Origin of the sequence: Enterobacter cloacae complex sp. IR5428, assembly GCF_049238585.1 — a bacterium.
Classification (GTDB): domain Bacteria; phylum Pseudomonadota; class Gammaproteobacteria; order Enterobacterales; family Enterobacteriaceae; genus Enterobacter; species Enterobacter intestinihominis.
In genome coordinates, this window is the sequence record NZ_JBMKHV010000001.1 from 223,875 (window position 1) to 247,115 (window position 23,241).

Annotated in this window: 25 protein-coding genes; 19 read left to right on the plus strand and 6 right to left on the minus strand. The window is 57.1% G+C overall.

Annotated features, from left to right (window positions below; translation table 11 throughout):
• Nucleotides 1–73 precede the first annotated feature (73 nt).
• From ACOTXC_RS00995 to zinT, 8 genes are all read left to right on the plus strand, one after another.
• On the plus strand, nucleotides 74–484 hold the full coding sequence (locus ACOTXC_RS00995) for a rhodanese-like domain-containing protein (RefSeq protein WP_023300088.1): 411 nt from the start codon (nucleotides 74–76) through the stop codon (nucleotides 482–484).
• 156 nt (nucleotides 485–640) lie between these two features.
• Nucleotides 641–1,744, plus strand: a complete 1,104-nt coding sequence (locus tag ACOTXC_RS01000) for a cobalamin-independent methionine synthase II family protein (RefSeq protein ID WP_023306183.1) — start codon at nucleotides 641–643, stop codon at nucleotides 1,742–1,744.
• A 199-nt stretch (nucleotides 1,745–1,943) separates the two neighbouring features.
• Entirely contained in the window at nucleotides 1,944–3,215 is a 1,272-nt protein-coding gene (urtA, locus tag ACOTXC_RS01005) for an urea ABC transporter substrate-binding protein (protein WP_022648096.1), read from the plus strand.
• Between the two features lie 22 nt (nucleotides 3,216–3,237).
• A complete protein-coding gene (gene urtB, locus ACOTXC_RS01010; protein ID WP_421767310.1) occupies nucleotides 3,238–4,812 on the plus strand; it encodes an urea ABC transporter permease subunit UrtB in 1,575 nt (524 codons plus the stop codon).
• The gene (urtC, locus tag ACOTXC_RS01015; protein WP_023306186.1) at nucleotides 4,812–5,885 is read left to right on the plus strand and encodes an urea ABC transporter permease subunit UrtC; all 1,074 of its coding nucleotides are present in this window, start codon (nucleotides 4,812–4,814) and stop codon (nucleotides 5,883–5,885) included. The genes urtB and urtC overlap by 1 nt, the downstream gene beginning before the upstream one ends.
• A complete protein-coding gene (gene urtD / locus ACOTXC_RS01020; protein WP_023300093.1) occupies nucleotides 5,885–6,682 on the plus strand; it encodes an urea ABC transporter ATP-binding protein UrtD in 798 nt (265 codons plus the stop codon). Before urtC ends, urtD begins: the two co-directional genes overlap by 1 nt.
• A gap of 9 nt (nucleotides 6,683–6,691) precedes the next feature.
• Nucleotides 6,692–7,390, plus strand: coding sequence for an urea ABC transporter ATP-binding subunit UrtE (gene urtE / locus ACOTXC_RS01025; protein ID WP_023300094.1), 699 nt, complete (start codon nucleotides 6,692–6,694; stop codon nucleotides 7,388–7,390).
• 52 nt (nucleotides 7,391–7,442) lie between these two features.
• Complete coding sequence (zinT, locus tag ACOTXC_RS01030; protein ID WP_126314866.1) at nucleotides 7,443–8,081, plus strand: metal-binding protein ZinT; 639 nt, start codon at nucleotides 7,443–7,445, stop codon at nucleotides 8,079–8,081.
• 46 nt (nucleotides 8,082–8,127) lie between these two features.
• Here the strand turns inward: zinT and ydeE are convergent, their stop codons facing one another.
• Nucleotides 8,128–9,345 carry an efflux MFS transporter YdeE gene (ydeE, locus tag ACOTXC_RS01035; RefSeq protein WP_421767311.1) on the minus strand — a complete coding sequence of 406 codons (1,218 nt, stop codon included), beginning with the start codon at nucleotides 9,343–9,345 and terminating at the stop codon, nucleotides 8,128–8,130.
• Nucleotides 9,346–9,538: 193 nt separating this feature from the next.
• Between ydeE and eamA the strand changes: the two genes are divergently transcribed.
• The gene (gene eamA / locus ACOTXC_RS01040) at nucleotides 9,539–10,438 is read left to right on the plus strand and encodes an O-acetylserine/cysteine exporter (RefSeq protein WP_023300097.1); all 900 of its coding nucleotides are present in this window, start codon (nucleotides 9,539–9,541) and stop codon (nucleotides 10,436–10,438) included.
• 38 nt (nucleotides 10,439–10,476) lie between these two features.
• On the opposite strand, the gene marB is transcribed toward eamA, so the two are convergent.
• From marB to marR, 3 genes are read right to left on the minus strand one after another with little or no spacing between them, the layout of a single operon-like run.
• Complete coding sequence (gene marB, locus ACOTXC_RS01045) at nucleotides 10,477–10,692, minus strand: multiple antibiotic resistance protein MarB (protein WP_023300098.1); 216 nt, start codon at nucleotides 10,690–10,692, stop codon at nucleotides 10,477–10,479.
• Between the two features lie 32 nt (nucleotides 10,693–10,724).
• Entirely contained in the window at nucleotides 10,725–11,105 is a 381-nt protein-coding gene (gene marA, locus ACOTXC_RS01050; RefSeq protein WP_001303241.1) for an MDR efflux pump AcrAB transcriptional activator MarA, read from the minus strand.
• Nucleotides 11,106–11,125: 20 nt separating this feature from the next.
• Nucleotides 11,126–11,560 (minus strand): multiple antibiotic resistance transcriptional regulator MarR, encoded by a 435-nt coding sequence (marR, locus tag ACOTXC_RS01055; RefSeq protein WP_020884159.1) that lies wholly within the window; start codon nucleotides 11,558–11,560, stop codon nucleotides 11,126–11,128.
• A 256-nt stretch (nucleotides 11,561–11,816) separates the two neighbouring features.
• Here marR and ACOTXC_RS01060 point away from each other — a divergent pair, with 256 nt between their 5' ends.
• Nucleotides 11,817–12,482: a MarC family NAAT transporter gene (locus ACOTXC_RS01060; protein ID WP_022648105.1), complete on the plus strand. Its 666-nt coding sequence runs from the start codon at nucleotides 11,817–11,819 to the stop codon at nucleotides 12,480–12,482.
• A 93-nt stretch (nucleotides 12,483–12,575) separates the two neighbouring features.
• Here the strand turns inward: ACOTXC_RS01060 and ACOTXC_RS01065 are convergent, their stop codons facing one another.
• Entirely contained in the window at nucleotides 12,576–13,772 is a 1,197-nt protein-coding gene (locus ACOTXC_RS01065) for a sugar transporter (protein WP_063853637.1), read from the minus strand.
• Nucleotides 13,773–13,948: 176 nt separating this feature from the next.
• Here ACOTXC_RS01065 and ACOTXC_RS01070 point away from each other — a divergent pair, with 176 nt between their 5' ends.
• From ACOTXC_RS01070 to ACOTXC_RS01080, 3 genes are all read left to right on the plus strand, one after another.
• A complete protein-coding gene (locus tag ACOTXC_RS01070) occupies nucleotides 13,949–14,737 on the plus strand; it encodes a PhzF family phenazine biosynthesis protein (protein ID WP_395036342.1) in 789 nt (262 codons plus the stop codon).
• A 22-nt stretch (nucleotides 14,738–14,759) separates the two neighbouring features.
• Entirely contained in the window at nucleotides 14,760–15,572 is an 813-nt protein-coding gene (locus tag ACOTXC_RS01075) for a PhzF family phenazine biosynthesis protein (protein WP_280004638.1), read from the plus strand.
• A 62-nt stretch (nucleotides 15,573–15,634) separates the two neighbouring features.
• Entirely contained in the window at nucleotides 15,635–16,117 is a 483-nt protein-coding gene (locus ACOTXC_RS01080; protein WP_032622224.1) for a GNAT family N-acetyltransferase, read from the plus strand.
• Here the strand turns inward: ACOTXC_RS01080 and ptrR are convergent.
• Nucleotides 16,071–16,949: a putrescine utilization regulator PtrR gene (ptrR, locus tag ACOTXC_RS01085; protein ID WP_022648110.1), complete on the minus strand. Its 879-nt coding sequence runs from the start codon at nucleotides 16,947–16,949 to the stop codon at nucleotides 16,071–16,073. The two genes, ACOTXC_RS01080 and ptrR, sit on opposite strands and share 47 nt — an antisense overlap.
• A 99-nt stretch (nucleotides 16,950–17,048) precedes the next feature.
• On the opposite strand from ptrR, the gene sad reads away from it, so the two are divergent.
• The 6 genes from sad to ACOTXC_RS01115 all read left to right on the plus strand — a co-directional run bounded on the left by sad (nucleotide 17,049) and on the right by ACOTXC_RS01115 (nucleotide 23,133).
• Nucleotides 17,049–18,431, plus strand: coding sequence for a succinate-semialdehyde dehydrogenase (sad, locus tag ACOTXC_RS01090; RefSeq protein ID WP_421767312.1), 1,383 nt, complete (start codon nucleotides 17,049–17,051; stop codon nucleotides 18,429–18,431).
• Between the two features lie 127 nt (nucleotides 18,432–18,558).
• Nucleotides 18,559–20,148 carry a methyl-accepting chemotaxis protein gene (locus ACOTXC_RS01095; RefSeq protein ID WP_421767313.1) on the plus strand — a complete coding sequence of 530 codons (1,590 nt, stop codon included), beginning with the start codon at nucleotides 18,559–18,561 and terminating at the stop codon, nucleotides 20,146–20,148.
• Between the two features lie 62 nt (nucleotides 20,149–20,210).
• Nucleotides 20,211–21,137, plus strand: a complete 927-nt coding sequence (gene glsB / locus ACOTXC_RS01100; RefSeq protein WP_003857165.1) for a glutaminase B — start codon at nucleotides 20,211–20,213, stop codon at nucleotides 21,135–21,137.
• Entirely contained in the window at nucleotides 21,137–21,499 is a 363-nt protein-coding gene (locus tag ACOTXC_RS01105) for a DUF4186 domain-containing protein (protein WP_048965757.1), read from the plus strand. The genes glsB and ACOTXC_RS01105 overlap by 1 nt, the downstream gene beginning before the upstream one ends.
• Nucleotides 21,500–21,557: 58 nt before the next feature.
• Nucleotides 21,558–22,523, plus strand: coding sequence for a sensor domain-containing diguanylate cyclase (locus ACOTXC_RS01110; RefSeq protein ID WP_421767314.1), 966 nt, complete (start codon nucleotides 21,558–21,560; stop codon nucleotides 22,521–22,523).
• An 82-nt stretch (nucleotides 22,524–22,605) separates the two neighbouring features.
• The gene (locus ACOTXC_RS01115) at nucleotides 22,606–23,133 is read left to right on the plus strand and encodes a GNAT family N-acetyltransferase (protein ID WP_155018896.1); all 528 of its coding nucleotides are present in this window, start codon (nucleotides 22,606–22,608) and stop codon (nucleotides 23,131–23,133) included.
• The last annotated feature ends 108 nt before the right edge of the window (nucleotides 23,134–23,241 follow it).

Sequence of the window (23,241 nt, forward strand, 5' to 3'; positions counted from 1 at the left end):
AGGCGGACGCATTCATGGGCTGAATTAAGGGATAGAGTAGTGTTAACACAAACACCACAAATGAGGAAGATTCATGAGCTATGTTACTGAATTTCCGGCTGCTGAGCCGCAGGAAGCTGTGGGACATTTTCTGCGTCGTCTGAGTGTCGAGACGGACTGCGCCGATGTCCATCACGCGGTATCCAGCGGTGAGCAGGACTTTGTTCTGCTGCACGTTGTCGGAAAGCCTGAACACTTTGCCCGGCGGCATCTGCCCGGCGCGCTGCATTTACCCTGGAGCCAGATCACCGCAGAGCGGATGAAAGCGTGGCCGGAGGGCACGCTGTTTGTCGTCTATTGTGCAGGCCCGCACTGCAACGGGGCGGACAGGGCGGCCCTAAAGCTGGCGCGTCTGGGTCTGCCGGTTAAGATTATGCTCGGGGGCATGACCGGCTGGGAAGATGAGCGGTTCGCGTTTGCAGGATCTTCATCACCCGCTCTGTGAACATGAATTTATTTCAACACAGATGAAATTTTCTCGTTTGTCGGCGGCGAGCCGGTATGACATCTTTTCAGGACGTTTAGACATCCAGAAGTCTAAAGATTCAAGAGATGAATTATCACTGTGGGCAATTAACGCCGACAGACAGAGGAGATTTCCATGCAGCGACACCATGCCCCGTACCGCGCCGATGTAGTCGGCAGTTTTTTACGCCCGGATGCCATTAAACAGGCCCGTCTGCAATTTGCCAGCGGTGAAATCGATGCCGGGCAGCTTCGCGCGGTTGAGGACGAGGCCATTCGTCATGTTGTCGAGCAGCAGTGCGCCTGCGGTCTGCATGTGGTAACGGACGGTGAATTCCGCCGCGCCTGGTGGCACTTTGACTTCTTTGACGGGCTACAGGGCGTGGAGCGTTATGATTCCCAGCAGGGCATTCAGTTCAACGGGGTGCAGACTAAAGCCCATGGCGTGCGCGTAACGGGCAAACTGGGCTTCGGCGATCATCCTATGCTGGAAGATTTCCGCTACCTCAAAAGCATTAGCGGTAATGCACAGCCGAAGATGACCATTCCGAGCCCGAGCGTGCTGCACTTCCGCGGTGGCCGCAAGGATATTGATGCTACGGTCTACCCGGATCTGAAGGATTACTTTGACGATCTGGCGACCACCTGGCGCGATGCCATTCGGGCCTTTTACGATGCAGGCTGCCGCTATCTGCAGCTGGATGACACCGTCTGGGCCTATCTTTGTTCGGAGGACCAGCGCCGCCAGATCCGCGAGCGCGGTGACGATGCAGACGAACTTGCCCGGACCTATGCCCGGGTGCTGAATAAGGCGCTGGAGGGCAAACCGGACGATCTGACCGTCGGGCTGCACGTCTGCCGCGGCAACTTCCGCTCAACCTGGATTTCCGAGGGCGGCTATGAGCCGGTGGCGGAGGTGCTGTTCGGCACGGTGAACGTCGACGCGTTCTTCCTGGAGTACGACAACGACCGTAGCGGGGACTTCGCGCCACTGCGTTTTGTGCGCCCGGGTAAACAGCAGGTGGTTCTGGGGCTGATCACCACCAAACACGGTGAACTGGAGAACCCGGAAGGGGTGAAAGCGCGTCTGGAAGAGGCTGCGCGCTACGTGGCGAAAGAGCAGATTTGCCTCAGCCCGCAGTGCGGATTTGCTTCTACGGAAGAGGGTAACAGCCTGAGCGAAGCCCAGCAGTGGGATAAAGTTCGCCTCGTGACGAAAATCGCCAGCGACGTCTGGTAACGCCGTTTACAGCGCTGCATTATTACAGTGCAGCGCTGTACCATTCTGAGTCGTTCCCCGTCACTCCTCTCTTCGATCCCTTTAAAATCCTGTCTCTGCAACCTGGCACTGTTTTTGCTCTCCTGAAACTGGCGTTACTTTTTTCTGCGTCCGGCGGTAACGGACGTCTTCGCACAGCTTTCTTTTCAGGAGTGAAAATATGCACCGTCGTACCTTTATTAAAGCGTTCACCTTGTCCGCCTCCGTCATCGCCATGGGAATGAGCTTTGGCGTCCAGGCCGCAGAGACCATTAAAGTCGGGATTATGCACTCTCTCTCCGGCACGATGGCCATTTCAGAAACGCCCCTGAAAGATGTCGCCCTGATGACCATCGATGAAATCAACGCTAAAGGCGGCGTGCTCGGGAAAAAGCTGGAGCCGGTGGTGGTTGACCCGGCATCCAACTGGCCGCTGTTTGCCGAAAAGGCCCGCCAGCTTCTGAGCCAGGATAAGGTCGCCGTGGTGTTTGGCTGCTGGACCTCCGTATCGCGTAAATCGGTTCTGCCGGTTTTTGAGGAGCTGAACGGTTTGCTGTTCTATCCGGTGCAGTATGAAGGTGAAGAGATGTCACCTAACGTCTTCTATACCGGCGCGGCGCCTAACCAGCAGGCGATCCCGGCGGTGGAGTACCTGATGAGCGAGGACGGCGGCAGCGCGAAGCGATTCTTCCTGCTGGGTACGGACTACGTTTACCCGCGCACTACTAACAAGATCCTGCGCGCCTTCCTGCACTCGAAAGGCGTTGAAGATAAAGATATTGAAGAGGTCTACACCCCATTTGGTCATAGCGATTACCAGACCATTGTCGCCAGTATCAAAAAGTTCTCCACGGGCGGCAAAGCGGCGGTGGTCTCCACTATCAACGGTGATTCCAACGTGCCTTTCTATAAAGAACTGGCGAACCAGGGGCTGAAAGCCACGGACGTGCCGGTGGTGGCGTTCTCGGTGGGCGAGGAAGAACTGCGCGGCATTGATACCAAACCGCTGGTGGGCAACCTGGCGGCGTGGAATTACTTCGAATCCGTCGACAACCCGACCAACCAGACCTTTGTCGCGGCTTACAAAGCCTACGCGAAAGCCCATAAGCTGCCGAATGCCGATACCGTGGTCACCAACGATCCGATGGAAGCGACTTACGTTGGCCTGCATATGTGGGCGCAGGCGGTTGAAAAAGCGGGAACAACCGACGTGGACAAAGTGCGCGCGGCAATGGCGGGCCAGTCGTTCAACGCGCCGTCCGGCTTTACGCTGACCATGGATGCCACCAACCATCACCTGCATAAGCCCGTCATGATTGGTGAAATTGAAGGCAACGGCCAGTTCAACGTCGTCTGGCAAACCGAACAGCCGGTACGCGCTCAGCCGTGGAGCCCGTTTATCGCCGGAAATGACAAAAAGCCTGACCAGCCGATGAAAACCGCCAGCAACTAAGCCACCACCAGGGAGAGACGTCATGAACGCCATACGCATGATGATTGCGATTGTGTGGCTTACCGGACTGCTGCCAGGGATGGCGCAGGCATCGGATGCCGATGATTTCGTTGCCGCTAGCCGCAGCCAGCAAACCGCCATGCTGACCCGCTGGGCAGCCACGCCGGAACCTGCACGTTTGCCGCTGCTTAAGGCGCTGCAACAGGAGAACCTTTATACCGACAGCCAGAAGAAGGCATTTACCCGCATCGACGGCGAAATGGTTGCCCTGGGCGCGGCAAAAAGCGCTGAAGGCACGACCAAAGCCGTGCGGCTGACCAACCGACTGCGCGTGTTAACCGTCACGGCGCTGGCGACGCATCAGCTTGTCAGTGACAGTGTCACAGAAAGGCGTCATGCCGCGCGGCAACTTCAGCGTGACGCCCAGCCGGATATGCTCGGCTTTCTGCAACAGCGGGCCAGTAGCGAAACGGACGACGTCACCCGACAGTCGCTGATGCTGGCGCTGGCAAACCTCCAGTTGACGAGCCCACAGGCTGAAGTACGGCTCAAGGCTGTTGAGCTGTTGGGACAGTCTGACGATCCGGACGTGCAGGCCACGCTGACGCCGTTCACCCAAACGCAAACCGAGCCGGACGCACGGGTACGTGCCGCCGCCGCTGAGAGCCTGGAGCGTATTCAGCACCGGCTGATGTGGGGCGAACTGCTGGGGCAGGCCTTCATGGGCCTGTCGTTGGGGTCGGTACTCTTGCTGGCCGCGCTCGGGCTGGCTATCACCTATGGTCTGCTGGGGGTGATTAACATGGCTCACGGTGAAATGCTGATGCTCGGGGCGTATGCCACCTGGATGGTGCAGCAGGTAATGGCGCAGTGGATGCCTCAGTGGCTGGCGCTCTATCCGGTGGTGGCGCTGCCGGTGGCGTTTTGCCTGACCGCAGGCATCGGAATGGTGCTGGAGCGCACGGTGATACGCCATCTTTATGGCCGCCCGCTGGAAACCCTGCTCGCCACCTGGGGGATCAGCCTGATGCTTATCCAGCTGGTCCGCATAACCTTTGGCGCTCAGAACCTTGAGGTCGCTAACCCGGCCTGGCTGTCCGGCGGGGTGCAGGTTTTCGCCAACCTGACGCTGCCCTGGAACCGTATTGTGGTGCTCGGCTTTGTACTGCTGGTGCTGTTCTTCACCTGGCTCATTCTGAACAAAACGCGTCTGGGTCTCAACGTGCGGGCGGTGACGCAAAACCGCAGCATGGCGGCCTGCTGCGGCGTTCCCACCGGACGGGTAGATATGCTGGCGTTTGGCCTCGGGTCCGGCATTGCCGGGTTGGGCGGCGTGGCGTTGTCCCAGCTGGGGAACGTGGGGCCGGAGCTGGGCCAGGGATACATCATCGATTCATTCCTGGTGGTGGTGCTCGGCGGCGTCGGCCAGCTGGCCGGTAGCGTCGCGGCGGCCTTTGGTCTGGGGATCTTCAATAAAATTCTTGAACCGCAGATGGGCGCCGTGCTGGGCAAGATCCTGATTCTGGTGGCGATCATTCTGTTTATCCAGAAACGTCCGCAGGGGTTATTCGCACTTAAAGGGAGGGTGACAGACTGATGAGCCAGCCATTGACCTTAACACTGGCGCGCAGGGCACCGCGCACCGCGCAAATCTTCGGCAGTCTGCTGGTTGCGGCGCTGCTGGTGCTGCCTTTTCTCGCGCTGTTACCCGCAACGCATCCGCTGGCCGTTTCGACGTGGATGTTGACGCTTATCGGCAAGATCCTCTGCTACGCGGTTGTCGCCGTGGCCCTCGATCTGGTCTGGGGCTATGCCGGTATGCTCTCGCTGGGGCACGGCATATTCTTCGCCCTGGGCGGCTATGCGATGGGCATGTACCTGATGCGCCAGGCGGCCGGGGACGGGCTGCCCGCGTTTATGTCGTTTCTCTCGTGGAGCGAACTGCCCTGGTTCTGGTGGGGAACGCAGCATTTTGCCTGGGCGTTGGTGTTAATCGTGACGATCCCCGGCCTGCTGGCGCTGGTCTTCGGCTGGTTTGCTTTCCGCTCGAAGATCAAAGGGGTCTATTTCTCCATCATGACCCAGGCGCTGACCTATGCGGGCATGCTGCTGTTCTTTCGCAACGAAACCGGTTTTGGCGGCAATAACGGCTTTACCGGCTTTACCACGCTGCTCGGGTTTTCCGTTACGGCGACTACCACGCGGATCGCGCTGTTTCTCGCAACGGTCATGCTGCTGCTTCTGGCCCTGGGCACAGGCTACGCCCTGGCGAAGAGTAAATTTGGCCGCATTTTAACGGCGGTGCGCGATGCGGAAAACCGTCTGACGTTCTGCGGCTACGATCCGCGCGGATTCAAGCTGCTGGTCTGGACGCTTTCCGCCGTGCTGTGTGGCCTGGCGGGAGCGCTGTACGTTCCGCAGGTGGGCATTATCAACCCGGGTGAAATGTCGCCGACCAACTCGATTGAAGCGGCCATCTGGGTGGCGCTGGGCGGGCGCGGCACCCTGGTAGGCCCGGTGATTGGTGCGGCGCTGGTCAATGGTGCGAAGAGCTTTTTCACCGTGGCGATGCCGGAGTACTGGCAACTGTTTCTTGGGCTGATTTTCATCGCCGTGACGCTCTTTTTACCGCGCGGCGTGTTCGGTCTGTTTCGTAAGGGAGAGAATTAATGCAGCCCTCTGAAGGACTCTTTACCCGCCAGCTACCGGGCGATCGTTACCGTGAGCAGACCGATCCTGTGTTACAGCTCGAGGCCATTAACGTCAGTTTCGATGGTTTTCAGGCGTTGACCGATCTCTCACTTAATATCGGCATTGGAGAATTGCGCTGCATCATTGGCCCTAACGGCGCCGGTAAAACTACGCTGATGGACGTGATCACCGGCAAAACCCGGCCAAAAAGCGGGAAGGCTATTTACGATCAGTCCATCGATCTGACAGCCCTTGAACCGGCGGCCATTGCCCGTCAGGGCATTGGCCGTAAGTTCCAGAAACCGACCGTGTTTGAAGCGCTGACCGTAGGGGAAAACCTCGAAATCGCCATGAAAGCCGACAGGTCCGTCTGGGCGAGCCTGCGGGCAACACTCAGCGGCGAGCAGCGCGACCGCATTGACGAGATGTTGGTTTTGCTGCGGCTTGGCAGCGAGCGCGATCGCCGCGCCGGGCTGCTTTCCCACGGGCAGAAGCAGTTTCTGGAGATCGGCATGCTGCTGGTGCAGGATCCGCATCTGTTGCTGCTGGACGAACCCGCCGCCGGTATGACCGACGCAGAGACGGAATACACAGCCGAGCTTTTCCGAACTCTGGCAGGCAAGCATTCGCTGATGGTGGTTGAGCACGATATGGGCTTCGTCGAGACCATCGCCGACCACGTCACGGTGCTGCATCAGGGGCGCGTACTGGCAGAAGGCTCGCTTCGCGAGGTACAGGCCAATGAGCAGGTGATTGACGTCTATCTGGGACGCTAAGGAGAGGGGATGTTACAGGTTAACGAGCTGAATCAGTACTACGGCGGAAGTCATATTCTGCGCGGGGTGAGCTTTGAGGCGGTGGTCGGGGAAGTTACCTGCCTGCTGGGGCGCAACGGGGTGGGGAAAACCACACTGCTGAGGTGCCTGATGGGGCTGATCCCGGTGAAAGCCGGGGAGGTGGTCTGGCAGGGAAAGACCATCACTCACAGTAAACCGCACCAGCGGGTGCAGTCCGGCGTGGCGTATGTTCCGCAGGGGCGGGAGATTTTTCCGCGTCTGACCGTAGAAGAAAACCTGCTGATGGGACTGTCGCGCTTCTCCGCGGGAAACGCAAGGAGCGTGCCGGAGGAGATTTGGCAGCTTTTCCCGGTGCTGAAGGAGATGAAACACCGTCGCGGAGGCGATCTTTCCGGTGGTCAGCAGCAGCAGCTGGCGATTGGTCGCGCGCTGGCGAGCCGTCCACGGTTACTGATCCTGGATGAACCCACGGAAGGTATACAGCCGTCGGTGATTAAAGAGATTGGGCAGGTGATCCGCAGCCTGGCGAACCGGGGGGATATGGCGATCCTGCTGGTGGAGCAGTTTTATGATTTTGCGGCGGAGCTGGCCGACAGCTATCTGGTGATGTCGCGCGGCAGCATCGTCCAGCAGGGGCGCGGTGAGAACATGGAGCAGGAGGGGGTTCGCGGACTGGTTGCGATCTGAAATGTTATACTATAACATCCTCATTCTTATAACACGGAATGAGGGTTTTGCTGTGGCTGCACAACTTGGAAAAATTGCGCTGACTATGGGAACGCTGCTGGTAAGCGGCTCGCTTTTTGCCCATTCGCACGGTCATCAGATGACGGAGGCGGAACAGAAGGCGGCAAACGGCGTCTTTGAGGATAAAGACGTCAGGGACAGGACGCTGTCTGACTGGGACGGGACCTGGCAGTCTGTTTACCCGTTCCTGCTTGATGGTTCGCTGGATCCGGTTTTCGAAAAGAAAGCGCAGAAGGGGGAAAAATCCGCTGCCGAGGTGAAAGCCTACTACCGTAAGGGCTACGCGACGGACGTGGACGCCATCGGCATTGAAAACAACGTGATGGAATTCCACAGAGGCAAAACGGTGAGCAGCTGCCGCTACGACTACAGCGGCTATAAAATTCTGACCTATGCGTCGGGGAAAAAAGGCGTGCGCTACCTGTTTGAATGTAAGGATAAGGCAAGCCAGGCGCCTAAGTTTGTGCAGTTCAGCGATCATACCATCGGGCCGAAAGCCTCTTCACACTTCCATATCTTTATGGGCAACACCTCCCACGAGGCGCTGCTGAAAGAGATGGATAACTGGCCGACCTACTACCCGAACGAGATGTACAAAGAGCAGGTGGTGGAGGAGATGTTGCACCACTAGGCTGTTGGATTTGCCGGGTGGGGGCTTAGCCTTACCCGGCGTGGGATTAGGGTTTTCCAGGTCGGGTAAGCGCAGCGACACCCGACACGCTATCTTCACTTTTCACGCGCATCCCGCGCAAAACCATCAGCCACGCCGCAATAATGGCGGCCATCATAATAATAAATAACGACCAGTGCGGCAGATGGGTCAGGATGAGCCCGGTGATCATCGGGTTCGCCGCCGCGCCCAGCCAGCCCAGCGCCTGGGCGGAGAAGTAGCTCGCCTTCATGCCCGGCGGGGCGATATTGTCGATCAGCATGTATTCACCCGGGGCATAAATAATTTCACCCAGGGTGAAAATCGCCGCCGCAATCCCCCAGTAAATCAGGTTCTCGCCGGAAAGCATAAACCCGCCCAGCCCGAGGATGAAAAAGAGCGTCGCGGCAGTCATTAGCGGGCGGATGTTGCTGGCGGAGATCTTGCGGCCAAGCGCGTATTGCAGGGAGACCACCACCACCGCGTTGACGGGCAACACAACGGCCACCACCTTTTCTGCGAAATCGCTGTCCGCATACGCGGCGAGGACATACTGGGAAATGCAGCTGGCGAACGATCCGCCCACGTAGGACGCCAGCAGGCCGGAGAGCGTGTACCAGAACAGCGCCCGGTCCTTCAGCAGCACCGAGGGCTGCCACGGCGCTTTTTCCTCCACGCTGTCAGACGCTACGCTTTTCTGCACAAAGAAATGGATAAACCCGAGCGGCAGTGCGGCGCAGAAGGCCGCCAGCCAGAACGGCAGTTGCAGGCTGTACATCACCAGTAGAGTGCCAACCGGCGGCCCAATCGTCCAGCCGATGTTCAGGAAACTGTAGTTGAGTGAGAAAACGCGCGCCTTTTCGCTGGAGGTCAGCACGTCGGCAAACCACGCTTTCAGCACCGTTGAGAAGACGGAATAGGCGCAGTTAATCAGGGCAAAGAACAACACCACCAGCGTCACGTTATTCACCAGCGGAATGGCCACAAACCCGGCGATAAAGGCCACGATGGCGACCAGCATATAGCGTTTTTTGTCGAACTTGTCCGCCAGGATGCCAAACCCCAGGCTAAACACCACGCCAATGGTCAACGCCACGGTAAGGGCATAGCCAATATTCTCCACGCTCATATCGTACACGCGTGTGAGATATATGGTCATAAAGGGCAGCGTTGCCCCGCGGCCAATTGTTAATAACAATGACGATGCCAGCAGCGCTGCGGTTGAGCGCCTGATTGATGGTTTCATTTTCCTGCCCGACAAATGCTTATGCTTTTTTTATTGTGTTATTACAGGATTATCATGGGATCGGCAGCTTGTATAGCACCCAATTTATCCGCAAGTGCTTCTCCTCAGTACCAGAATTAATGATCTTCTCGCGGGGGTATTTTTTCTGTTACCTTGAAGTGTTTACAAAAATTTAATAATTCAGGGGCGGAAAATGACGCGGAAAGACGGGCTGTTAGCGTTACTGGTTGTCGTGGTGTGGGGACTCAATTTTGTGGTCATCAAAATGGGGTTGCACAACATGCCTCCACTCATGCTGGCGGGTCTGCGCTTCCTGCTGGTGGCCTTCCCGGCGCTGCTTTTCGTTGCCCGCCCAAAGATTCCCCTGAAGCTTCTGCTGGGATACGGCCTCACCATCAGCTTTGGTCAGTTTGCGTTTCTTTTTTGCGCTATCAAATTCGGTATGCCTGCGGGTCTGGCTTCGCTGGTGCTTCAGGTGCAGGCTTTCTTTACCATTATTCTCGGCGCGTTTGTCTTTGGCGAACGTTTGCAGGGCAAACAGCTGGCGGGCATTAGCCTTGCGGTCTTTGGCGTGCTGGTGCTGATAGAAGGCAGCCTCAACGGTCAGCATGTCGCGCTGCTGGGCTTTATGCTCACCCTGGCGGCGGGGCTGAGCTGGGCGTGCGGCAACATCTTTAACAAGCTGATAATGCAGCATGAGTCGCGTCCTGGGATCATGTCGCTGGTGGTCTGGAGCGCGTTGATCCCCATTGTGCCGTTTATGGTCGCGTCGTTTATTCTGGATGGACCGCAGGTGATGCTGAAAAGCCTGGTGGAGATCGACCTGACGACCATTTTGTCGCTGATCTACCTGGCATTAGTCGCCTCAATCATTGGCTACGGCATCTGGGGATCGCTGCTCGGACGCTATGAAACCTGGCGCGTGGCGCCGTTATCGCTGCTGGTACCGGTAGTCGGGCTTGCCAGCGCCGCACTGTTGCTGGATGAAACGCTCAGCGCGCTGCAACTGTGTGGCGCAGGGCTGATTATGGCCGGGCTGTATATCAACGTCTTTGGCTTGCGGGTGCGTCGGGCGACGCGGGTGCGGAGTTAAGGCAGAAAAAAGCCCCGCATTAGCGGGGCAAAAACGAATTACAGGTCGTGATTATAATACGGCACGCCTAATTCGTCGGATTTGTCGCTGCCAGCGCCCATGTGATTGAAGTCCCAGGGCGACTGGTTTTGCGTGGACGGCATAATCATGGTGTCACGATTATTTTGCTGCCCCGCACTGGGGGTTTGCTCCGCGAAGCTCTGGCCGGAAACCAGCACCAGCAAGGTGAGGGCGGCGGAGACGATAAATTTCATGATTTCCTCGGTTACGTCTTAACAGGCGATGATTAACTGCAATGTTTTAGCGGATACAGATAACGGGATTCACCCGGCATACTGGTAATACGGTACTTATGAGGCGGCACGTCAAAGTAGTTCTTGAACGTACGCGTCAGGGTTTGTTGCGATTCAAATCCGTAGCGTTCCGCCAGATAGAGGATCGGCTCATTGCTTTCTTTCAGTTTTTGGGCAATCTCCGTCAGCTTACGGCTGCGAATATATTGTCCTAATGAATGGCCGGTCTCTTTTTTAAACATCCGTTGCAGGTGCCATTTTGAGTAACCTGAACGCTCAGACACTTTCTCAAGGGAAAGTGGAGATTCCAGGTTATCTTCGATCCAGTCCAAAATGCTATGAATGGTGATAGCGTCAGTATTGCGTCTGGACATCGTCATACCTCTTTTTCTGTTTACGGCAGGATTTTCTTGAGTAAAAGCTCAAGCGTTGCCACTTCATCTGCCGTTAAGTTTTTTGTCAGTTCCTGGTGCAGTGTTTGTCCTACTAATTGATGACATTGCTCACACATGGCCGCGCCATCGCTGGTCAGTTTCACCAGTACGCCACGTTTGTCATTCGGGTTAGGGCTTCGTTCTATCCATCCTTTGCAGACGAGACGATCCAGCATGCGGGTCAACGCACCCAGATCGACAGAGAGCACCTTTTTCAGCTCAACCGGCGTGATACACACTTCGCAGCGAATGGAACACAGCACTTTGAACTGTGTTGCGGTGATATCCAGCGGTGACAGGTAGTCATTGAGCAGGCGATCTTTTTTCTGGTTAACCATATGAATAAGACGACCCAGTGGGATTATGTCGTTAAAGAGATCACTGGTGCTTTTCACAATGGTTGCCCTGGCAAGTAGTTTAGTCACGGCAGATATTATTGCTCAGGCAAGTATAAGTCAACTGAATGGATCAGCCGATGCCACGAATTGCTAAAACGCTTCAGGAACTTTTTCTGTACGCTTTTAAATCATATAGATAATCTGGGGTTATTAGTTACGCGGGACAATTATGGTTACGTTGCGCGGATAGCTCAGGACGAGACTTTCCCCCTATAATTGCGGTAATGAATAAGGATAAGGACTGCGGTGCATTATGTTGGATTTGATTAAAGCAGTGGGGCTTGGGCTGGTGGTGTTGCTTCCGCTGGCGAACCCGTTAACGACCGTGGCGCTCTTTCTGGGGCTGGCGGGTAACATGAACAGCGCGGAGCGCAACCAGCAGTCAAGGATGGCCTCCGTCTACGTCTTCGCGATTATGATGGTGGCTTATTACGCCGGACAACTGGTGATGAATACTTTTGGTATTTCGATTCCCGGTCTGCGTATCGCCGGTGGGCTGATTGTGGCGTTTATTGGTTTCCGGATGCTGTTCCCGGCGCATAAAGCGCATGAATCGCCGGAAGCCAAAAGCAAATCGGAGGAGCTTGAAAGCGAACCGAGCGCCAATATAGCGTTTGTGCCGTTAGCCATGCCGAGCACGGCGGGGCCGGGAACGATTGCGATGATCATCAGTTCCGCCTCAACGGTGCGTGATGGTGTTACTTTTCCGCACTGGGTTATTACCGTTGCGCCGCCGATCATTTTTGCGCTTATCGCCATTATCGTCTGGGGGTCATTGCGCAGCTCCGGGGCGATTATGCGTTGGGTGGGCAAGGGGGGGATTGAAGCTATCTCCCGTCTGATGGGCTTCCTGCTGGTCTGTATGGGCGTGCAGTTTATTATTAACGGCGTGCTGGAGATCATTAAGACGTATCACTGAGGACATCGCCGGGTGGCGCTGCGCTTACCCGGCCTACAAGTCCGTAATAACCTAGGCCGGGTAGGCCGAAGCCGCCACCCGGCACAACTAACGTCAACCGTGGCTGGTCTGTTCTTCCATCGCGACCGGCCATTTACGGAAGATAAGCACCGACCAGATCAGCGCAATCAGCGCGGGAATCGCCCCGAGATAGCCAATGGCCGACATCGATACATGCAGGCTGATCTGATTTCCCACCAGCGCACCGGCCCCAATTCCCAGATTAAAAATTCCCGAGAACAGCGACATTGCCACGTCCGTGGCGTCCGGGGCCAGGGCTAGCACTTTGACCTGCATTCCCAGACCAATAATCATGATCGCCACGCCCCAGAACAGACTGAGGATCGCCAGATGACTCTCGCTGCCTGCCGCAGGCATCAGTAACAGCAGGCACGCCAGCAGCAGGCCAATCGCACTGCTTACAAGCGCAGACGCGTGCTTATTGCCCAGCTTCCCGAACAGGATACTGCCGATAATACCCGCGCCGCCCAGGATCAGCAGCAGAACGGTGGCGAAGTTAGCGCTAAAGCCCGCCACAACCTGAACAAACGGCTCAATATAGCTGTAGGCCGTGTAATGGGCGGTCACCACAATCACGGTCAGCAGATAGATGCTCATCAGCGCCGGTCGACGCATCAGCAGCGGCAGACTTTTCAGCGAGCCGGAGTGTTCGCTGGGCAGTTTTGGCAGCAGTTTGATCAGACACACCAGGGTGATCAGCGCCCCCATGCCGATGGCAAAGAAGGTGGTGCGCCAGCCGAAGTATTGACCCACAATGCGCCCGATCGGCAGGCCTAACACCATCGCCAGCGCCGTTCCGGTGGCAATCAGGCTCAGCGCCTGGGCGCGTTTCCCCGCCGGGGCGAGACGAATGGCGAGCGATGCGGTGATCGACCAGAAAACGGCATGGGCAAACGCGATGCCGACGCGGCTGATCACCAGCACCGTAAAGTTCCATGCCATAAATGACAGCACATGGCTGGCAATGAACATCACAAACAGCCCAATCAGCAGCTTACGACGTTCCATCTGGCTGGTCAGCAGCATAAACGGCAGCGACATCAGCGCTACCACCCATGCATAGATGGTCAGCATAATGCCAACCTGTGCCGTTTCCATATGGAAGCTGGCTGCAATGTCGGACAGCAGCCCAACCGGAACAAATTCCGTGGTGTTGAAAATAAACGCTGCGATGGCGAGCGTGACCACGCGTAGCCACGCGACCCTGCGGGAAACCGTGTGTGTTGTCATAGGGATATCTGGGATTCGTTGCCTGAAAGATGAGGAGACGATCTTAAAGCCTTAAACGGCGAAAACTCAACCGTTATGTGATGTGAATCACAAAATTTACCTTCATGCAGCGGTAGCGAACGCGGTTGTTTTCATTGAAGATAAAGAACAACACAACAAAAACAGGCGGTAACACGATGCAGGAGATTGATTTTTATCTGGTAGATGCGTTCAGCGAGTCCTCCTTTGGCGGCAACCCGGCGGCGGTGTGCCCGCTCGACGCGTGGCTACCGGATGAGACGTTACTGCGGATGGCACAACAGCATAACCAGTCGGAAACCGCGTTTTTTGTGTGCACCAAAGGGGGGATTGAGCTGCGCTGGTTCACCACGCTCACCGAGGTTAATCTGTGTGGTCACGCGACGCTTGCCGCGGCGTATGTTCTGTTTAACGAACTGGATTATCCGGACTCACGCCTTCATTTTGACACCGCTTCTGGTCGCCTGACCGTCAGCCGTGAAGGTGACTGGATGACGCTGGACTTCCCGGCCTGCCCGACGCAGGCACAGACGCCGCCACCGGAGATGCTCACCGCACTCGGTATCAGCCACTACGTCGAGGCGCGAAAAGGCCGCGCCTGGGTGCTGGTACTGGAGAGCCGCGAGCAGGTGGAAGCCATTAATCCGGATTTCTCCGTCATGACGCCGGGGGAGCATAAAGTGGCCGTCACCGCCCGGGACGAAGGGGAATACGACTTTGTCAGTCGTTTCTTCTCGCCGGGCGTGGCCGTGCCGGAAGATCCTGTCACCGGCTCCGCGCACACCATGCTGATCCCTTACTGGAGTGAACAGCTTGGCAAAACACAGATGTTTGCCCGTCAGGTTTCTGCCCGTGGTGGCGACGTACGCTGCGAACTGGAAGGCGACCGCGTGCGGATGGGCGGGCAGGCGGCGCTGTATCTGAAGGGCACAGTATTTCTGCGCTGAATAAATCTAAGAGGAACCAACGATGCAGGAAATTGATTTTTATCTGGTGGATGCCTTCAGCGACAGGGCGTTCGGCGGCAATGCGGCGGCGGTGTGTCCGCTGGAAGCGTGGCTGCCGGATGAGACGCTGCTGAAGATGGCGAAGCAGCATAATCAGTCAGAGACGGCGTTCTTTGTCCGAACGGATAACGGGTTTGAACTGCGCTGGTTTACCACGCAGGATGAAATTAACCTCTGCGGCCACGCAACCCTCGCGGCTTCTCACGTTATTTTCGAATACCTGGATTATCCACATACGGAAATCACCTTCACCACGCGCTTTGTCGGCGAACTTACGGTACAACGCAGCGGCGACTGGCTGACGCTTAATTTCCCGGCGTGGTCAACCGAGGTTGTCGATACTCCACCCGCAGTGCTATTCAGCTCGCTGGGCATTAACGCGGCAAAAGAGGTGCGTGCAGGGCGCGATTACATGGTGGTGCTCGACAGCCAGCGGCAGGTGGAGGCGCTAACGCCGGATATCACAGCCATGCTCCCGCTGGGGAAAATGGTCTGCGTTACAGCGCCGGGGGATGAGTATGATTTCGTCAGCCGCTTCTTCTGCCCGGGGGAAGGGGTACCGGAGGATCCGGTGACGGGATCAGCGCACAGCATGCTGATCCCGTACTGGAGCGAAAAGCTTGGAAAAACGCAGATGTCGGCCCGCCAGGTCTCCTTGCGCGGCGGGGATCTGCGCTGCGAGCTGAAAGGCGACCGCGTGCTGATTGGCGGGCAGGCCACGCTGTATATGAAGGGGAAAATTTTCCTTCGTCTCCAGGATTACGGTCATCATTAAAAACTATGACGCCGGTATACAGGGCGGGCGGTATGTTGAACGAAAACGACAAGGAGCCTGCCATGTATTCTATTACCGCTGAATCCGCCCATCATCCAGATATTCTCGCCCTGATTACGGCGCTGGACCGTTATCAAAGCGTTCTCTATCCCGCGGAAAGTAATCATCTGCTGGATTTAACCGAACTGCCGGACGACTCGCTGATCCTGATGATTATTCGTGACACTCAGCTTAACGCTGTCGGGTGTGGCGCTGTTGTTTTGAACGGGGACGGGACCGGGGAAATGAAACGGGTCTATATTGATCCAACCCATCGCGGGCAACGGCTGGGTGATAAATTACTGGCGGCGCTGGAAGATGAAGCCCTCAGCCGCTGCTGCCACACCGTCCGGCTGGAGACGGGGATCAAACAACATGCCGCCATTCGTCTGTATCAACAGTGTGGATACGAACGGCGCCCCGCGTTTGCCCCCTACAACGAGGATCCGCTGAGCCTGTTTATGGAGAAGACACTGGTGGCTGACGTTCGTTTAGCAGCCCTATAAACGCCTCAAGCTGGCGGGTCATCGCCCCGCGTCGCCACACCAGCCAGGTGGTGAGCCAGCGCCAGTTTTCCGCCAGCGGCCACGCCGCCACCTGATGATGCCCCGGCATACTCTCCAGCATGGAGCGGGGCATCAGCGCAATGCCTGCCCCGGCAATCACGCAGGCGAGCATCCCGTGGTAGGACTCCATCTCGTGGATCCTTCCCGGCGTTACGCGGTCAGCATGAAACCAGCTCTCCAGATGACGCCGGTAGGAACAGTTGGCGCGAAAGGCATAAACCTCGCTACCGCTCACCTGCGTGGCTTTTGACACTTCCGCATGGCCCGCAGGGGTGACCAGCATCATCTCTTCCCGGTAAACCGGCATTCCTTCCAGTTCGGGGTGTGAGAGCGGCCCGTCGACAAAGGCGGCGCTGAGCGTCCCCTCAAGCACGCCGTCAATCATCGTACCGGAAGGCCCGGTGGACAACGCAAACTGAATGCGCGGATAGCGCTGATTAAACCGCGCCAGACTTTCCGGAATGCGTACGGCGGCGGTACTTTCCAGCGCGCCGAGCGAGAATAATCCCTGCGGTTCATCCCCGGCGACGACCATTCGCGCTTCGTCGACCAGCGCCAGGATCTGCTTGCTGTAGCGCAAAAAATTGTGCCCGGCGGGGGAAAGCCGCAGGCGCTGATTCTCGCGAATAAACAGCTCCACGCCGAGATCCGCTTCAAGCTGTCGGATGCGGGTGGTGAGGTTTGACGGCACCCGGTGTACCTTCTGCGCCGCCTGGGTAATGCTGCCGGTCAGTGCGACGGCGTTAAACATCTCAAGCTGTGTTAAGTCCATACCGTTCTCGATTCGTGAACAAGGTGGTGAGTATTATTCATTTTTAAGAAATAGCAGAGTGGGCCACAATCAATCAACTGTTATTACATGGAGAACTTCATGACGTATTCATCTGCTACCCATGCCCACTCTGTCAACCCGGCTACCGGCGAAACGCTGGCTGCTTACCCGTGGGCAACGTCCGGTGACGTTGAGCGTGCCATTGCGCAGGCGGATACCGGTTTTCGTCAGTGGCGACGCGAAAGCGTGGCGCACCGGGCGCAAAAACTTCGCGATCTGGGTGCGGCGCTGCGTAGCCGTGCGGAAGAGATGGCGCAGACTATCTCCCGGGAGATGGGCAAGCCCATTGTGCAGGCGCGTGCGGAGGTGGCTAAGTCCGCCAGCCTTTGCGACTGGTACGCTGAATACGGCCCGGCAATGCTGCGCCCGGAATCTACCCAGGTCGACAATGCGGTGATTGAGTACCGTCCGCTGGGGCCTATTCTGGCGGTGATGCCGTGGAACTTCCCGCTCTGGCAGGTGCTGCGCGGTGCGGTGCCGATCCTGCTGGCAGGGAACAGCTATCTGCTTAAACATGCGCCAAATGTGCTCGGCTCGGCGGAGCTTATCGGGAAGGTGTTCGCGGATGCCGGTTTCCCGGAGGGGATCTTTGGCTGGGTGAACGCGACAAATGACGGCGTCAGCCATGCGATTAACGATCGGCGTATCGCGGCGGTGACCGTAACCGGCAGCGTTCGGGCTGGTGCGGCAATTGGCGCGCAGGCGGGCGCGGCGCTGAAGAAATGCGTGCTGGAGCTGGGCGGCTCCGATCCGTTTATCGTTCTGAATGATGCCGATCTGGATCTGGCTGTCAACGCGGCCGTGGCCGGACGTTATCAGAATACCGGACAAGTTTGCGCGGCGGCGAAACGCTTTATTGTGGAAGCGGGCGTGGCGGACACCTTTACCCAACGCTTTGTTGACGCGGTCAAGGCGCTGAAAATGGGCGCACCGGATGAGGAAGATAACTATATTGGCCCGATGGCGCGATTTGATCTTCGCGATGAACTGCATCAGCAGGTACAGGCTACGCTGGCGGAAGGGGCGACCCTGCTGCTCGGCGGCGAGAAGCTTGCCGGGACCGGTAACTTTTATGCGCCAACCGTACTCGGCGACGTCACCCCACAGATGACGGCCTTCCGTCAGGAGCTGTTTGGCCCGGTGGCTGCGATTACCGTCGCCAATGATGCGTCGCACGCGTTGCAGCTGGCTAACGACAGCGACTTTGGCTTATCAGCGACGGTCTTTACCGCGAACGATGCGCTGGCTGAAACCTTCTCTCGCGAGCTGGAGTGCGGCGGAGTCTTTATCAATGGCTACAGCGCAAGCGATGCGCGCGTTGCGTTTGGCGGAGTGAAGAAGAGCGGCTTCGGGCGAGAGCTTTCACATTTCGGTCTGCATGAGTTCTGTAACGTTCAGACGGTTTGGAAGGATCGCGTGTAATGTTGATGCCGGGTAGGGCAAGGCCGCTACCCGGCAATTCACGTTTCCTGTCATTATTTTGCAATGGTTCTGTCATTTTCGTTTCGTAGACTCGCTCGCGTCTAACGTATTGTTACAGAAGAAAATTATGAACCTAACGCAAATTTTTCGTCGTCTTGCGCAGCGCTTTTTTCCTCGTCAGTTTGGCCTGCTGACCGGCATCTTTTGTATTATCGGCCTTTTCTCCGCCCTGCAACTTTCATCCTCCTTCCTGCTTACCGCTTCCCTGAATCAAGCCCAGCGTAACGAACAGCGCAATCAGCTGGCCTGGCAGCAACAGAGCAGACTGGATCAGGCGCGTATTTCGCTGCTTGCGGCGAGCGATCTGCTCAACCGCTCCGGGGTGTACTTTATGCAGGATAAAGAGACCGGTTCGGAAGGGAGCTGGCATAGCCTGATGGACGAGGCGCAAAAATCCCTGGCGGCGTCTCAGCAGGCATGGCAAGCCTGGCTCGCGCTTAATCCTCCGCAGGACGAGGGGCTTGTTAATAGCTATCAGCTGTTCTTCGGTGCCATTAGCGAGCAGGCGGAAGGGCTGGTGAAAACCAACAGCATCGACCTCTTTTTCGCCGTACCCGCCCAGGCGTTTCAGACCGATTTTAATGACAACTTTGCACGTTATCAGCAACGGAGTGAGAAGCAGGCTATACAGGGGCGTCAGTCGCTCATGGAACAACTCTCAGGCCTGCAACGGCTGTTCCTGTTTGCGCCGCTGGTGCTGCTGGCTATTGCCATTGCCGTCTGGTTTGCAATGGCGAAATGGGTGATATCCCCGCTACGCCGTCTGATTGTCCATATTAACCAGCTTGCGGCAGGGGATTTGTCGGGAATACCCCCTCACGTTGTGCGTTTTAACCGTGAAATCAGCCAGCTCAGCGGCAGTATTACCGCCATGCAGCGCGGGCTCCAGCAACTGGTAACTCAGGTCAGCGAGGCCACGACCTCTATGGTCGAAAATATCGGGTCACTTGCGCAGGGGAACCAGAAGCTTTATCAGCAGTCCACGCGTCAGGCCAAAGAGCTGGAGGAGGTGACGGCGCATATCGCCGATCTCGAAACCCACGTTGAGGGGAACACGGGTTATGCAAAACTCGCCCGCTCGCGCGCGGATGAAGCCCGACAGGCTGCCGTCGGCGGGGAGCAAATGATGACAGCGGTGAATGGCTCGATGCAGACGATCGTCGACCGATCCTCAGAGATGCGTGGGATCGTCGCCATGATCGACAGCGTGGCGTTTCAGACCAATATTCTGGCCCTCAACGCTGCCATTGAAGCCGCCCATGCGGGAGAACAGGGGCGCGGGTTCGCGGTGGTCGCCCGTGAAGTGGGGCTGCTGGCCAGAAAAAGCAGTCACTCTACGCAAACCATCCAGTCGCTAATTAACCACTCGCTACAGGGCATTGAAGAAGGTTCTCAGGTGGTAAACCGTCTGGAAGAGAATCTCCAGCAGGTCACCGGGCTGGTGGCGAATCTAAGTAGCCTGCTGAATGATATTTCGCTGGCCACTCTAAATCAGGGGGAAAGCATTCATCAGATGACGCGCCAACTTCAGGCGCTGAATCAGGTATCGCGTCAGACAGATGTGCTGGTTAGCGAAGCGTCGAATGCCTCTGAGCGCCTGCATCGGGAGTCAGATCTTTTGTTGCAGGCCGTCTCGCGTTTTCGTCTCCCTGCCTGACGTGACGTATAAGCCTCTGTTATACTCGCAGCCCGTTTTAGCCTGAGGGCAAGGAGCAAAGTGTGGCTGCGGTCATCCATAATGAGATGCTGGACGAGATTCTGGCGCAGGTTCGTCCGTTACTGGGGCAGGGTAAGGTTGCCGATTACATTCCCGCGCTGGCCTCGATCAGCGGTAATAAGCTCGGCATCGCCATTTGTACTGTCGACGGGCAGCGTTTTCAGGCGGGAGATGCACTGGAGCGCTTTTCAATTCAGTCGATCTCAAAAGTGCTTAGCCTCGTTGCCGCCATGCGCCAGTATGACGAGCAGGAGATCTGGCAGCGGGTGGGCAAAGATCCCTCCGGTCAGCCCTTCAACTCCCTTCTCCAGCTTGAAATCGAACAGGGTAAGCCGCGCAACCCGTTTATCAACGCCGGGGCGCTGGTGGTGTGCGATATGCTGCAAAGCCGTCTGAGCGCGCCGCGCCAGCGTATGCTTCAGATTGTGCGGCAGCTTTCCGGCGTGCAGGACATCGCCTACGATCCGGTGGTAGCGCGCTCTGAGTTTGAACACTCTGCACGTAACGCCGCCATCGCCTGGCTGATGAAGTCCTTCGGCAACTTTCATAATGATGTCGCCACGGTTCTGCAAAACTATTTTCATTACTGCGCCCTGAAGATGAACTGCGTTGAACTGGCGCAGACTTTTCTGTTTCTGGCGCATCAGGGCCATGCCCCGCATCTGGGCGAGGACGTTGTCTCCCCGATGCAGGCCCGGCAGATCAACGCCTTAATGGCAACCAGCGGAATGTATCAGAACGCCGGGGAGTTTGCCTGGCGCGTGGGGCTGCCGGCTAAATCCGGCGTTGGCGGCGGCGTCGTGGCCATTGTTCCGCACGAGATGGCGATTGCCGTCTGGAGCCCGGAACTGGACGAGACCGGCAACTCACTGGCGGGCGTCGCGGCGCTGGAACAGCTGACCAAACGCCTTGGACGGTCCGTATACTGATGTCCACGTTAGATCCTCTGTTCACGCGCCTGGCTCGCTCCACGTTTCGTTCACGATTTCATTTAGGGATGAAAGAGCGGCAATACTGCTGGGATAAGGGCGCGGACACTATCGATAAGCATGCCGCTGATTTTATCGCCGCGCGGCTGGCGCCTGCACACCCGGTGAATGACGGTAAGCAGACGCCGATGCGCGGCCATCCGGTTTTTATCGCCCAGCATGCCACGGCAACCTGCTGCCGGGGCTGTCTGGCTAAGTGGCATGCTATCCCGCAGGGCGTGCCGCTGAGTGCGCAGCAGCAACAGTATATCGTCAACGTGATCCATCATTGGCTGGTCATTGAGGTAAATCGTGCCTCCTGAACTGACAATGTCTCTGTTTAAGCTACGCTTTTACTAATGCTCAGCGTCAGGAGACGTCATGAAAGCACCTCTAATTCCCGTGAATGAAACGGAGCGCATGAATGCGCTGCGCGAGTCCGGTCTGCTTGAGATCGACAATTATCCCGCGTTTGATCGTCTCACGCGGCTGGCAACACGCTTTTTCAGGGTGCCGCTGGCGATGATTACGCTGGTGGATGACCACGCTGCGATCGTGAAATCTGCCGACGGGCGGGCACTCGCCAGCCAGCCTCGCGATCTCTCGTTTTGTGGTCATACGATCCTGGGTGACGCGCCGCTGGTGGTGGCTGACACGCTGCTGGACGAACGCTTTGCGGATAATCCGCAGGTGGCGGGAGATCCGGGCGTGCGCTTTTATGCCGGTTTCCCGCTGCGTTTACGTGACGGGGCGTGCGTAGGAACGTTGTGTCTCATTGATTACGCACCGCGTGAGTTTACCGCGGCGGATTCCGCCGTACTGGCCGATCTCAGCGCGCTGGCAGAAGATGAATTTGCAGCCGTTAGCGCCGCCACGACCGATGAACTCACGGGCCTGTTTAACCGACGCGGGTTTAACCAGTTTGCGCAGTTTGCACTGTCGGTTTCGCAGCGTAGGGCAGAACCGTTAACGCTTGGCTGGCTGGATCTGGACCATTTCAAAACCATTAACGATCGCTTCGGGCATCAGGAGGGCGACAAAGCCCTGAAAGCGATGGCCGCCCTGATGCGCTCTTCATTCCGCGAGGCCGATATGCTGGTGCGTTTCGGGGGAGATGAGTTCGCGGTGCTGTTTGCGGATACCGATGAGCCTGGCGCCTGGATCGCCATGCAGTATCTTGTCGAACAAACGGAGAAGTATAACGCGCGTCAGCTGCATCCCTGGTCGTTACAGTTCTCCTGGGGGCTGAGCGAGTTCGATCATCACCGCAACGATATGCAGGCATGGTTAAAACAGGCGGATGCGCAAATGTACGCCATGAAGCGGCAACATCACGGCGAAAAATGACATAATGAAATCCTATGTCATCGCTTATTGCGTAACAAAAATGTTAATAGCAAAGTGGAGAGATTCAACCTAAGGACGCGCAATGAACTCTCCCATGCTGATTAAACCTCTCTCCCGACAGGACATCCTCAGCCACATTGATGCCCTGAGCGATATCCTCGTCAACTGTGTCAACGGCGGCGCCTCCGTCAGCTTTATGCTGCCTTTTTCTCCCGAGAAAGCCCAAACCTTCTGGCTCGGCGTCGCAGACAGCGTCGGGCGCGACGAGCGTACCGTCCTGGGCTGTTTTGACGCGGAGCAGGGGCTGGTTGGCACGGTCCAGCTGATCACCGACCAGCCGGAAAACCAGCCGCACCGCGCAGATGTCGCGAAACTTCTGGTACATGAGAAGGCGCGCCGTAAAGGTGCGGCAATGGCGCTGATGGAAGCCCTGGAGGCGGTTGCGCGTGAAAAAGCGCTTACGGTGCTGGTGCTTGATACCTCGACCGGCAGCGGCGCAGAGACGTTTTATCAGAGAGCGGGCTGGCAAAAGGCGGGGGAGATCCCACGCTACGCCCTGATGCCGAACGGGGACATGACGGCGACCTCGGTGTTCTATAAATTAATTTGATATTTTTCACCATCGCGTCCTGAGTTGATCCAGACAGGGGTTCTGGTCCTGAAGTTTTGATAAGTTATCACACCAATCTTATCAGGCTGTATGACTAATCATAAAGGA